12 protein-coding genes are annotated in these 11,589 nt (G+C 74.7%); 6 read left to right on the top strand and 6 right to left on the bottom strand.

Annotated features, from left to right (window positions below; genetic code table 11):
- Window positions 1-32 precede the first annotated feature (32 nt).
- The gene (locus tag ABC795_RS00865; protein WP_347058913.1) at window positions 33-1,709 is read right to left on the bottom strand and encodes a diguanylate cyclase; all 1,677 of its coding nucleotides are present in this window, start codon (window positions 1,707-1,709) and stop codon (window positions 33-35) included.
- A gap of 107 nt (window positions 1,710-1,816) precedes the next feature.
- On the opposite strand from ABC795_RS00865, the gene pheA reads away from it, so the two are divergent.
- Entirely contained in the window at window positions 1,817-2,764 is a 948-nt protein-coding gene (gene pheA, locus ABC795_RS00870; RefSeq protein ID WP_347058915.1) for a prephenate dehydratase, read from the top strand.
- A gap of 121 nt (window positions 2,765-2,885) precedes the next feature.
- Window positions 2,886-3,071, top strand: coding sequence for a hypothetical protein (locus tag ABC795_RS00875; protein WP_347058916.1), 186 nt, complete (start codon window positions 2,886-2,888; stop codon window positions 3,069-3,071).
- A gap of 103 nt (window positions 3,072-3,174) precedes the next feature.
- On the opposite strand, the gene ABC795_RS00880 is transcribed toward ABC795_RS00875, so the two are convergent.
- From ABC795_RS00880 to ABC795_RS00890, 3 genes are read right to left on the bottom strand one after another with little or no spacing between them, the layout of a single operon-like run.
- Window positions 3,175-3,507, bottom strand: coding sequence for a co-chaperone GroES (locus tag ABC795_RS00880; RefSeq protein WP_347058918.1), 333 nt, complete (start codon window positions 3,505-3,507; stop codon window positions 3,175-3,177).
- A gap of 26 nt (window positions 3,508-3,533) precedes the next feature.
- Complete coding sequence (locus ABC795_RS00885) at window positions 3,534-3,881, bottom strand: metallopeptidase family protein (RefSeq protein WP_347058920.1); 348 nt, start codon at window positions 3,879-3,881, stop codon at window positions 3,534-3,536.
- Window positions 3,878-5,302 (bottom strand): GuaB1 family IMP dehydrogenase-related protein, encoded by a 1,425-nt coding sequence (locus ABC795_RS00890; protein WP_347058922.1) that lies wholly within the window; start codon window positions 5,300-5,302, stop codon window positions 3,878-3,880. The genes ABC795_RS00885 and ABC795_RS00890 overlap by 4 nt, the downstream gene beginning before the upstream one ends.
- A 250-nt stretch (window positions 5,303-5,552) precedes the next feature.
- Here ABC795_RS00890 and serS point away from each other — a divergent pair, with 250 nt between their 5' ends.
- Genes serS through ABC795_RS00905 form a run of 3 tightly spaced genes read left to right on the top strand, consistent with a single transcriptional unit; the run spans window position 5,553 to window position 8,561 of the window.
- A complete protein-coding gene (gene serS / locus ABC795_RS00895; protein ID WP_347058923.1) occupies window positions 5,553-6,854 on the top strand; it encodes a serine--tRNA ligase in 1,302 nt (433 codons plus the stop codon).
- Between the two features lie 2 nt (window positions 6,855-6,856).
- Window positions 6,857-7,765, top strand: coding sequence for an HAD family hydrolase (locus ABC795_RS00900; protein ID WP_347058925.1), 909 nt, complete (start codon window positions 6,857-6,859; stop codon window positions 7,763-7,765).
- Window positions 7,758-8,561, top strand: coding sequence for an HAD family hydrolase (locus tag ABC795_RS00905; RefSeq protein WP_347058926.1), 804 nt, complete (start codon window positions 7,758-7,760; stop codon window positions 8,559-8,561). Before ABC795_RS00900 ends, ABC795_RS00905 begins: the two co-directional genes overlap by 8 nt.
- A gap of 60 nt (window positions 8,562-8,621) precedes the next feature.
- On the opposite strand, the gene ABC795_RS00910 is transcribed toward ABC795_RS00905, so the two are convergent.
- Window positions 8,622-9,176 (bottom strand): bacterial proteasome activator family protein, encoded by a 555-nt coding sequence (locus tag ABC795_RS00910; RefSeq protein WP_347058927.1) that lies wholly within the window; start codon window positions 9,174-9,176, stop codon window positions 8,622-8,624.
- Between the two features lie 98 nt (window positions 9,177-9,274).
- Here ABC795_RS00910 and ABC795_RS00915 point away from each other — a divergent pair, with 98 nt between their 5' ends.
- Window positions 9,275-10,495 (top strand): cysteine desulfurase-like protein, encoded by a 1,221-nt coding sequence (locus ABC795_RS00915; RefSeq protein WP_347058928.1) that lies wholly within the window; start codon window positions 9,275-9,277, stop codon window positions 10,493-10,495.
- Between the two features lie 15 nt (window positions 10,496-10,510).
- Here the strand turns inward: ABC795_RS00915 and ABC795_RS00920 are convergent, their stop codons facing one another.
- Entirely contained in the window at window positions 10,511-11,503 is a 993-nt protein-coding gene (locus ABC795_RS00920; RefSeq protein WP_347058930.1) for an NAD(P)H-quinone oxidoreductase, read from the bottom strand.
- Window positions 11,504-11,589: the final 86 nt, after the last annotated feature.

Genomic DNA, 11,589 nt, shown 5'->3' on the forward strand with positions numbered 1-11,589 from the left:
TGCGGCGTCCCCTGCTGAGCGCGCGAGCCCGCTCACGCACTCGCCCCGCGGTCCGCGGGAGCGGAGTCGGCGGGGCCGTGCGCGCGCACCCGGTTGCGGCCCAGGCGCTTCGCGGAGAACAGGTGCAGGTCCGCGGTGTCGAACAGCGCCCGCCAGCCGATGACGGTGCCCGGCTGCCCGTCGGGCACAGCGGGGGCGGTCGCGACGCCGATGCTCACCGTGACCGGCCCGGACAGCTGCAGGTCGGTCCAGTCGGCCTCGGCGACGGCCGACCGGAGGCGCTCCATCACGACGACGGCCTGCGCCTCGGTCGCCGTGGGCAGCACGACGAGGAACTCGTCACCGGCCCAGCGGTAGACCTCGTCACCGGTGCGGCTGTGCTCCCGCAGCAGGTCGGCGACCCGGCGGAGCACGGCGTCGCCGTGGGTGTGCGAGGTGTCGTCGTTTACCTCTTTGAAACGGTCGACGTCGACGACGGCCAGCGACAGCGGCTCCTCGCCGATCCGCAGCGCGCCGAGCCGTCGTTCGGCGCTGCGCCGGTTGCCCAGCCCGGTGAGCGGGTCCTCGAGGGCGTGCCGGCGGAGCATCGCCGCCTGGCGCTCGGCCTCGCGCAGCCGGCTGCGGCGGACGAACATCTCCGCCCACAGCTGTCGGCCCCGGGCGTGCGAGCGGCCGGTGTCGGCGCGGTAGGCCTCCAGCCAGTGCAGCGCCTCGGCAGGGCGGCCCAGGTCGGCGTTGTCCTGCCCCAGCTCCAGCAGGGTCTGCCGGTAACGGCGGCGGTCGCCGGTGGCGGCGAACGCCCCCGAGGCCCCGACCAGCAGATCGATCGCCTCCTCGCCCACGGCGGTGTCCCCGTCCCGCCGGGCGAGGGCGGTGAGCAGCCGGGCGAGCACCAGGTCGGTGTAGCCGCGCAGCCACAGGCCGCCCTCGCGCTGCAGCGAGCGGCGGACGCGCCGCAGCGGCCCCAGCGCGGCGTCGAGGTCGCCGCTGCACATGAGCGCCCAGGCCTGCACCACGTCCAGCAGGTCGGCGTCGGCCTGCTCGGCGTCCCAGTCCAGGCTCCGCGCCTCGGTGGCGTGGGCGATGGCCTGGCCGGCCAGCTCGGCGGCGCGCCCGGTCTCCCCCCGGCGGCGCAACGTCTGGGCGAGCTCGACGTGCTGGCGCGCGGTGAGCAGCAGCAGCCGCCCGCGGTCGCCGACGTCGGGCAGGGCGGCGGCCACCTGGTGCCCGCGGATGGCGTGCGCGACGGCGAGCTCCTCCAGGTCCAGGCCCGAGAGCGTCATCGACAGCCAGCGGTGCGCCTGCAGCAGGGCGCGGGAGGGCTGCGCGGAGGGCCCGTCGGTGAGCAGGCTGGCGTCGACCGACAGCAGCATCGCGTGGTCGAGGTGGTCGGTGGTCATCTCGATGTGGGCGAGGTAGGCAATCAGCAGGGCTGTCTCCGACGACACCGGACACCGGTCCAGCAGCTCCCGGGCGGCGGCCACCCCGGCCGCGCGGCCGTCCTCGTCGCCGTCGACCATCGCCCGCCGGGCGTCCAGCGCGTGGCCCCAGGCGGTCCAGGTCGGCTCGCCGGTCGCGGCGAAGGCGCCGGCGGTGTCGTCGGCGAGCGCGAGGAAGGGGGCGGGGTCCTCCCGGTCGCTGGCGTCGAGCAGCCGCCACAGCGCAGCTTGGAGCGCGCCGGGGGCGATACGGGCCGGGCCGGGGGTCACGCGTCCTCCACTCCGGGCCAGGCGGCCACGGGGGCCGGTGATTCGGCCCCCGCACCCGTTCCCCGGGTGGGGCGACCGCCTCGTGATGTGCGCACTACCCTCGTCGGATGCCCGGGATGCCACCCAGTCCGTCTCCGACGCGGTTCGCCTATCTGGGGCCCGAGGGTACCTTCGCCGAAGCGGCTCTGAGCAGGGCGATTGCCACTCCGGAGGGACGGCGGGACCCCCACCCGAGTGTCACCGCGGCGCTGGCCGCCGTCCGGACGGGGAACGCCGACGCCGCCCTGGTCCCCCTGGAGAACTCGGTCGAGGGCTCGGTGCCCGCGACCATGGACGGGCTGGCCGACGGCGAGCCCCTGCTGATCACCCGCGAGGTCTTCCTCGACGTGGCGTTCGTCCTGGCCGTCCGACCGGGCACGGCGCTGCCCGACGTCCGGTCGGTCGCCAGCCACCCGCACGCCCTCGCGCAGACCGCCCGGCGCCTGGCCGAGCTGCTGCCCGGAACCACCCCGCTGCCGACGAACTCCACCGCGGCGGCAGCGGCCGCGGTGGCCGCGGGCGAGGTGGACGCGGCGGTCTGCGCGGCGATCGCCGCCGAGCGCTACGGGCTGGAGGCCCTCGTCGACGATGTCGCGGACCAGGCGGGCGCCGTCACCCGGTTCGTGCTCGTGCAGCCCCCCGGCGCGCTGCCGGCGCCGACCGGCAACGACAAGACGTCGCTGACCGCAGTGGTCGGCGACCGCACCGGCGCCCTGCTGGAGCTGCTGCGGGAGTTCGCCGTCCGCGGCATCAGCCTGACGCGCATCGAGTCGCGCCCGACCCGGCAGCGGCTCGGCGTCTACTCGTTCTCCCTCGACTGCGAGGGCCACGTCGCCGACTCCCGGGTGGGGGAGGCGCTGGCCGCCCTGCACCGGGTGTGCGACGACGTCCGCTTCCTCGGTTCCTACCCCCGGACCGACGGCCGGGAGAACCGGGCGGTGCCCGACGAGTCGTCCGACGCGGCGTTCGCCGAGGCCGCGACCTGGCTGACCCGCGTGCGCGCCGGCGAGGTCTGAGCGTTCGCCGCCCTGCTGACCTCGGGTCCTCGTCGCCGGCTGACGGCGGTCAGCCCAGGCGGGCGCGCAGCTCGTCGACGATGCGCCGGGTGACCGGGACGCCGAGGACCGCCGGCGGGTCGTGCTGCAGATGTCGGACACCGCGATGGCGGCCGGCGTCGAGCACTTCGGCGGGCTCGCCCGCGACCTCGCCGCCGCGATGGAGGGCTACACGCCCGAGGAGCTCGCCGTCGTCCGCCGGTTCCTGGTGGAGATGACCGACGTCGTCGTCGAGCACGCCCGCATGCCGGATCCGCCGGAGTCCTGACCTTGGGCAGACCACCCTTCGTGCACGAACGGTGGTCTCACGGCAGGCGGGACGACCGTATGTGCACGAACGGCGCGAGGACGAGCTCCCCGACGAGCGGTCGTCAGAGGTAGAGGCCGGTCGATTCCTCGATGCGCTCGGCGGCGACGGCGTGCACGTCGCGCTCGCGCAGGATGATCAGGTCCTCGCCGTGCACCTCGACCTCGTGCTGGTCCTCGGGGGAGAAGAGCACCTGGTCGCCGACCTTCACCTGGCGCACGGACGGCCCGACGCCTTTCGCCTCGCCCCACACCAGCCGCTTGGCCACCTGGGCGGTGGCCGGGATGAGGATGCCGCCGCTGGAGCGACGGTCACCGTCCTCCGTGCGCCGTGCCACGAGGATGCGGTCGTGCAGCATCTTGATCGGCAGCTTGCCGTGGGCGGAGTTCTCGGGCACGTCGTCACACGCTACCGCTCCGCCGTTCAGCCCCAGCCGAGCTCGTGCAGGCGGTCCTCCTCGATGCCGAAGTGGTGCGCGATCTCGTGGACGACGGTGATCGTGACCTCCCCGACCACGTCGTCCTCGGTCTCGCAGATGTCGCAGATCGCCTCGCGGTAGATCATGATCCGGTCGGGCAGCGAGCCGCCGTAGTCCCAGCCGCGCTCGGTCAGCGCGTAGCCCTCGTAGAGCCCCAGCAGCTCGGGCTCCTCGGGGTTCCGGTCCTCGACCAGGACGACGACGTTGTCCAACAGGGCCATCAACTCCGCCGGCACCTCGTCGAGGGCGTCGGCGACCAGCCCCTCGAAGACCGGGACGGGGAGTGGCCTCACCAGTTGGTCGGCAGCGGCCGGCCCTCGTCGTAGCCGGCCGGGCTCTGCACCCCCAGGACGGCGCGCTCGTGCAGCTCGTCGACGGTGCGCGCGCCCGCGTAGGTGCACGAGGACCGCACGCCGGCCACGATCTGGTCGATCAGGTCCTCGACCCCCGGACGCTGCGGGTCCAGGTACATCCGCGACGAGGAGATGCCCTCCTCGAACAGGCCGGCCCGCGCCCGCTCGAAGCCCGACTGGGTCGCCGTCCGCGCCTTGACCGCGCGCGCCGACGCCATGCCGAAGGACTCCTTGTAGAGCCGGCCGCCGTCCTCGTGGACGTCGCCGGCGCTCTCGAAGGTGCCGGCGAACCAGGAGCCGACCATCACGTTGGCCGCCCCGGCGGCCAGCGCCAGGGCGATGTCCCGGGGGTGCCGGACGCCGCCGTCGGCCCAGACGTGCTTGCCCAGCGAGCGCGCCTCGGCGGCGCACTCCTCGACGGCGGAGAACTGCGGCCGGCCGACGCCGGTCATCATCCGCGTGGTGCACATGGCGCCGGGCCCGACACCGACCTTGACGACGTCGGCGCCGGCCTGGATCAGGTCGCGGGTGCCCTGGGCGGTCACCACGTTGCCGGCGACGACCGGGGCCGAGCCGGCGACCGAGCGCACCGCGCGCAGCGCCTCGATCGCCTTCTCCTGGTGCCCGTGCGCGGTGTCGACCACCAGCACGTCCACTCCCGCGGCCAGCAGGGCGCCGGCCTTGCCGGCGACGTCGCCGTTGATCCCGACCGCGGCGGAGGTGAGGAGGTGGCCCTCGCCGTTCACGGCCGGGGTGTACAGCGACGAGCGCAGCGCGCCCTTGCGGGTGATGACGCCGACCAGCCGGTCGCCGTCGGTCACCGGAGCGGCGCTGACGCGCTCACCGGAGAGCACGTCGAAGATCTTGGTGAGGTCGGTGCCGGCCGGGATGGTGAGCGGCTCGCGGGTCATCACCTCGGAGAGCTGGCTGAACCGGTCGACGCCCTGGCACTGGCCGTCGGTGACGACGCCGACGGGCGAGCCGCCCTCGACCACGACGACGATCCCGTGCGCGCGCTTGGTGAGCAGCGACAGCGCCTCGCCCACCGTGGAGGTGGGGGACAGGGTGATCGGCGTGTCGTAGACCGGATGCCGGGTCTTGATCCACGAGACGACCTCGGCGACGACGTCGACGGGGATGTCCTGCGGCAGCGCGGCGAGCCCGCCTCGCCGCGCGACCGTCTCGGCCATGCGCCGCCCCGAGATCGCGGTCATGTTGGCGACGACGATCGGGATCGTGGTGCCGACCCGGTCCGGGGTGGTCAGGTCGACCTCGAGCCGCGACCCGACCGTCGAGTGCGCCGGCACCATGAAGACGTCGGAGTAGGTCAGGTCGTGCGAGGGCCGCTGCAGGAAGCGCATGGCGGCCATTGTCCCCGATCGGCCGGGCGGGCCAGAGGTGTCCTGCGCACAGTCGGTCTCTGCTCCCGGTGGGAAGCAGAGACCGACTGTGCCGGGGAGGACGTCGGGACGGGGCGGCAGCACCCGGAGGTGCGGTCCGGACCGGTCGATCGCCGGCCCCCCGCGTCGATCGGACCCGGAGTGGACGCCGGCTCCTGCGACGCCCGGCGCACACCGCGGACCCCGTCGGTGCGGCACCTACGATCAGGTCGTGATCGACCTCCGGCTCGTGCGCGAGAACCCCGACCTCGTCCGTGCCAGCCAGCGCGCTCGGGGGGCCGACGAGTTCCTCGTCGACGCGCTCCTCGCCGCCGACGTGGCCCGGCGGGAGGCGGTCAAGCGGGGCGACGACCTGCGCGCCGAGCAGAAGAGCGCCTCGCAGGCGGTGAAGAAGGCGTCCCCGGAGGAGCGGCCCGCCGTCCTGGCGCGGGCCAGGGCGCTCGCGGCCGAGGTGAAGGAGGCGGAGGAGGCGCAGCGCGCCGCCGACGCCGCGCTCCGCGACGTGCACGTCCGGATCCCCAACGTGGTGGCCGGCGAGGTGCCGCCGGGCGGTGAGGACGACGCGGTCACCCTCCGCACGGTCGGCGAGGTGCCCTCCTACGACTTCGCGGTGCGCGACCACATCGAGATCGGCGAGAGGCTCGGCGCCATCGACATGGAGCGCGGGGCGAAGGTCTCCGGCTCCCGGTTCTACTTCCTCACCGGCCCCGGCGCGCTGCTGGAGTTCGCGCTCGCGCAGCTGGCCATCTCCCGCGCGGTCGCCGCCGGGTTCACCCCGGTCATCGCCCCGGCGCTGGTCAAGCCCAGCGCCATGGAGGGCACCGGCTTCCTCGGCGAGCACGACGAGGAGGTGTACCGGATCGAGCGCGACGACCTGTACCTCGTCGGCACCTCCGAGGTCGCGCTGGCCGGGATGCACCAGAACGAGGTGCTCGACCTGTCGCAGGGCCCGAGGCGCTACGCCGGCTGGTCGTCCTGCTTCCGCCGCGAGGCCGGGTCCTACGGCAAGGACACCCGCGGCATCATCCGGGTGCACTGGTTCGACAAGGTCGAGATGTTCAGCTTCGCCCGGCCCGAGGACACCGCCGCCGAGCACCTGCGGCTGCTGGCCTGGGAGGAGGAGTTCCTCCAGGCGCTGGAGCTGCCCTACCGCGTCGTCGACATCGCCGCCGGCGACCTCGGCATCAGCGCCACCCGCAAGTACGACATCGAGGCGTGGTTCCCGACGCAGGGCACCTACCGGGAGCTGACCAGCACCTCGGACTGCACGACGTTCCAGGCCCGCCGGCTGAACATCCGGTACCGCGACGACGACGGGAGGACGCAGACGGCCGCCACGCTCAACGGCACGCTGTGCGCGATCGCCCGCACCATCGCGTGCCTGCTGGAGGTGCACCAGCGCGCCGACGGCTCGGTGCACGTCCCGGTCGCGCTGCGCCCGTGGCTCGGCGGCGTCGAGGCGCTGACGCCGGGCATGACCCTGGCGGCGCCGACCCCGCCGCCCATCGCATGAGCATGAGCGCACGCCCGCCGAAGGCGCTGCAGGCCTACGGCGTGCTGCCCGGCGCCGACCAGGTCGTCGAGCTGGGCGATCTGGGCCCGTGGCGGCCCAAGCTCGTGGCTACCGACCTCGACGGCACGCTGCTCGACGCCGCAGGCGAGGTGAGCCCGCGGACCCGCGCGGCACTGGCCGCCTGCTGGGACGCCGGCATCCCGGTGGTCGGCGTGACCGGCCGCGGCCCGCGGCTGCTGGACAGCGTCCGGGCCGCCCTCGACGGCCGCGGTGTCGCCGTCCTCGCGCAGGGCGGGTTCGTCGTCGACCTGGAGCGGGACGAGGTGCTGCGCACCGTCGCCCTGCCCCGGGCGCAGGCCATGGCCGTGATCGAGCGGATCGAGTCGGTGACCGGCGACCTGGTGATCGCGGTGGAGGACGCCGCCCAGCAGGGCGAGGCGCGTGGCGCGCTGCGGGTGCAGCACGGCTTCGACTGGCCCTACCCGGAGGACGCGCAGCTGCTGGCCAAGGACGAGGTGCTGCCGCCGGAGGCCGTGCTGAAGGTCTTCCTGCGCGCGCCCGCCCTCGGCCAGGACGAGCTGCTCGCCCGCGCCCGGTCGGTCGTCGACCCGGCTGCTGCCGAGCTCACCCACGCCGGTCTCGGTTTCATCGAGGTCCTGCCGCCCGGCATCACGAAGGCCACCGGCCTGGCGATCGCGCTGGAGCGTCACGGGGTCGACTTCGGCGACGTCCTCGTCTTCGGCGACATGCCGAACGACCTCCCGATGCTGACCGCCGTCGCCGAGGCCGGTGGCCGGGCGGTCGCGGTCGCCAACGCCCACCCCGCGGTGCGCGCCGTCGCCGCCCACCTGACCAGCGGTCACCGCGCCGACGGGGTCGCCCGCTACCTGGAAGAGGTCCTCGGTGTCTGACTGGCGCCCCCGCCTGATCGCCAGCGACATGGACGGCACGCTGCTGCGCCGGGACGAGTCGGTGAGCGCGGCCACCGTCGCGGAGCTGGAGCGCTGGCGCGCCGACGGCGTGCCGCTGGTGCTCGCCACCGGCCGCCCCCCGCGCTGGATGCACGGCATCCGCGAGGTGCTCCGGTACGGCACCGCCGTCTGCTGCAACGGCGCGGTGCTGCTCGACCTCGAACCCATGGAGATCGTCGACGAGGCGCCGCTGGAGCCCGACGCCCTGCGGACGATCACCGCGGAGCTGCGCGCCCGCCGGCCGAGCATCTGGTTCGCCGTCGAGTACGGGTGGGAGTTCCGCCACGAGCCGGTCTACCGCCCGCGCTGGGACGTCGACGCCCCCGGCGTGGCCGCCGCGACGCTGGACGAGATGACCGTCGCCCCCGTGGCCAAGCTGCTGGCCCGGCACGAATCGATGACCCGCGACGCCTTCGTGCAGCTGGTGGACGAGGTCGTGGGGGACCGCGCCACGGTCACCAGCTCCTCGACCGACGCGCTGGCCGAGATCTCCGCACCTGGCGTCACCAAGGCCACCGGGCTGGCGAAGGTCGCCGCCCGGCACGGTGTGGGCCCCGAGGACGTGGTCGTGTTCGGCGACATGCCCAACGACATCGCCGCGTTCGAGTGGGTGCGTGACGGCGGCGGCCGCGCCGTCGCCATGGCCCACGCGCACCCCGATCTGCTCGCCGCCGCCACCGACGTCACCGGCGGCAACGACGACGACGGGGTCGCCGCCTTCCTCACCTCTCTGTAGCACTCGGCGGCGCCCGCGACCAGACCGGCGGTCACCCGGCGGGGCGACCGCCGGCCCGTGTCAGAGGTACTGGCCGCCCCCGGGCCGGAAGTCACCCTGGTGGCCGGGTGCGTGGCCGCCGGGGAGTGCCTTGCGGCGCATCTCCTCCAGCTGGGCGCGGGCGGCCATCTGCTGGGCGAACAGCGCCGTCTGGATGCCGTGGAAGACGCCCTCGAGCCAGCCGACCAGTTGCGCCTGCGCGATCCGCAGCTCGGCGTCCGACGGTGTCTCGCCCTCGCTGAAGGGCAGCGTGATGCGGGCCAGCTCCTCACGCAGCTCGGGGGCGAGCCCCTGCTCGAGCTCCCGGATCGAGGAGGCGTGGATGTCGCGCAGCCGGTTGCGGCTGGCGTCGTCCAGGGGAGCGGCCCGGACTTCCTCGAGAAGCTGCTTGATCATCGTGCCGATCCGCATGACCTTCGCGGGCTGCTCCACGAGCTCGCCGACGTTCATGCCGCCATCGCCGTCGCCGTCGTCGTCGGCCCCCTTGGGCATCGGGACGGTGCCGACCGGACGCCCGTCGGGACCCACCACGACCACCTGCTGGGGACGCTCGCTGCCGTTCTCCGGTGCCGTCATGCCCTCCATCCTGCCCCCCGCCGGGGACAGCGGGTCGCGGGGGCGTGACACCGGCACGCCCCGGAGGCGGGGCCGGGCGGGCCACTAGGGTGCGGCGCATGGCTACGGGGGAGGGCCGGCTGGACGTCGCGCGGGTGCGCGGCCTCTTCCCGGCGCTCTCCGACGGGTACGTGCACGCCGACGGGCCGGCCGGGTCGCTGGTGCCCGAGAACGTCGCCCACGCGGTCGGCTCGGTGATGCGCATGCCGGTGGCCGACCGAGGCGGGGTGTTCCCCGCATCGGGGCGGGCGGAGGCGCTGGTCGCCGGGGCCCGTGCGGCCGTCGCCGACCTCGTGGGCGGCCGGGCCGGCGGCGTCCTGCTCGGGCCCAGCACGACCACGCTGACCTACGGGATGGCCCGCGCGCTGGCCCGCACCTGGCGCCCCGGCGACGAGATCGTGCTCAGCCGGCTGGACCACGACGCGAACATCCGGCCGTGGGTGCAACTGGCCGCCACGGCCGGCGTGCAGGTGCGCTGGGCGGAGGTGGACATCGAGACCGGTGACCTGCCGGCGTGGCAGTACGCCGAGCTGCTGAACCGCCGGACCCGGCTGGTGGCCGTGACCGCCGCGAGCAACGCGCTGGGCACGCGGCCCGATGTCGCCGACATCGCCGCCCAGGCGCAGGCGGTCGGTGCGCTGGTCTACGTCGACGCCGTCCACGCCGCCCCGCACGTCTTCCTCGACAAGGCCTCACTGGGGGCGGACTTCCTGGCCGTCTCGGCCTACAAGTGGTGCGGGCCGCACGTCGCCGCCGTGGTGGCCGACCCCGACCTGCTGGAGCACCTCCGGCCGGACAAGCTGCTGCCCTCGTCGGACCGGGTGCCCGACCGGTTCGAGACCGGCGCGCCCCCCTACGAGCTCTACGCGGGGGTGAGCGCCGCCGTCGACCACCTGGCCGGGCTCTGCGCGGCCGGGGGCACGCGGCGTGACCGGCTGCGCGCCTCGATGGCCGCCGTGGCCCGGCACGAGGGCGACCTGTTCGACTGGCTGGACCAGGCGCTGCGCGCGATGCGGCACGTGCAGGTGCTCGGTGAACCGGAGCGGTGCACCCCTACCCTGTCGTTCACCGTCGCGCACATGCGCCCGCGCCAGGTCGCCGCGGAGCTGGCCCGGGCGGGCATCTGCGCGTGGGACGGCGACTTCTACGCCCGCGAGCTCTTCGACGCCCTGGGCGTGAACGAGACCGGGGGAGCGGTGCGCCTGGGCCTCATGCACTACAACACCGCCGACGAGGTCGGCCGGATCGTCGACGCCGTCGCCGGGCTGCGCCCCCGTTAGCCGCGGGATCCTCCCTCAGCGATCGGCGAGCAGCAGGACCTTGCCGACGTGTTCGCTGGCCTCGACGACCCGGTGGGCCTCGGCGGCCCGGGACATGGGCAGCCGCCGGTCGACGATCGGCCGCACGACTCCGCGCTCGACGTCGGGCCACACGTCGTGCCGCACGGCGGCGACGATGTCGGCCTTGCCGCCGGGGCCGGTCGCCGGCCGCGAGCGCAGCGCGGTGGCGTGCACCGAGCCGCGCTTGCGCAGCAGCGCGTTGATGTCGAGCTCCGCCCTGGCGCCCCCCTGCATGCCGATGATCACCAGCCGGCCGCCGTCGGCCAGGACGTCGACGTTGCGGGCCAGGTACTTCGCGCCCATGTTGTCGAGGACGACGTCGACGCCCCGGCCGTCGGTCGCCTCCCGCACCCGCTCGACGAAGTCCTCGTCGCGGTAGTTGACGGCAACCTCGGCGCCCAGCTCCCGGCAGACGTCGAGCTTCGCGGCGGTGCCCGCGGTGGTGAACACCCGGGCGCCGGCGCGGGCGGCCAGCTGGATCGCCATGGTGCCGATGCCGCTGGAGCCGCCGTGCACCAGGAAGGAGTCGCCGCGCTGGAGGCCGGCGAGCATGAAGACGTTCGACCAGACCGTGCAGGCCACCTCGGGCAGGGCGGCCGCGGTGGCCAGCTCCACGCCCGACGGCTTCGGCAGGACCTGGACGGCGGGAACGGCCACCCGCTCGGCGTAGCCGCCGCCGGCCAGCAGGGCGCACACCTCGTCGCCGACCGACCAGCTCGTGACGCCCTCGCCGACCTCGCTGACGACGCCGCTGCACTCCAGGCCCAGGACGACGCTGGCGCCCCTCGGCGGCGGGTAGAAGCCCTGCCGCTGCAGCAGGTCGGCGCGGTTCACCGCCGTGGCGACGACGTCGATGACCACCTCGCCGGGGCCGCAGACCGGATCGGGCACCTCGCCCCAGCCGAGCGCCTCGGGGCCACCGGGTTCGCTGATCGTCACCGCACGCATGCCCCGACCTTAGGCGCCCCGACGAATCGCGAAGCGATTCGTCGGGGCGGGCCGAAGGCCGGCTCCGGAGCAGCCCAGCGCCGCCC

It is taken from the genome of Blastococcus sp. HT6-30 (genome assembly GCF_039729015.1).
GTDB lineage: Bacteria > Actinomycetota > Actinomycetes > Mycobacteriales > Geodermatophilaceae > Blastococcus.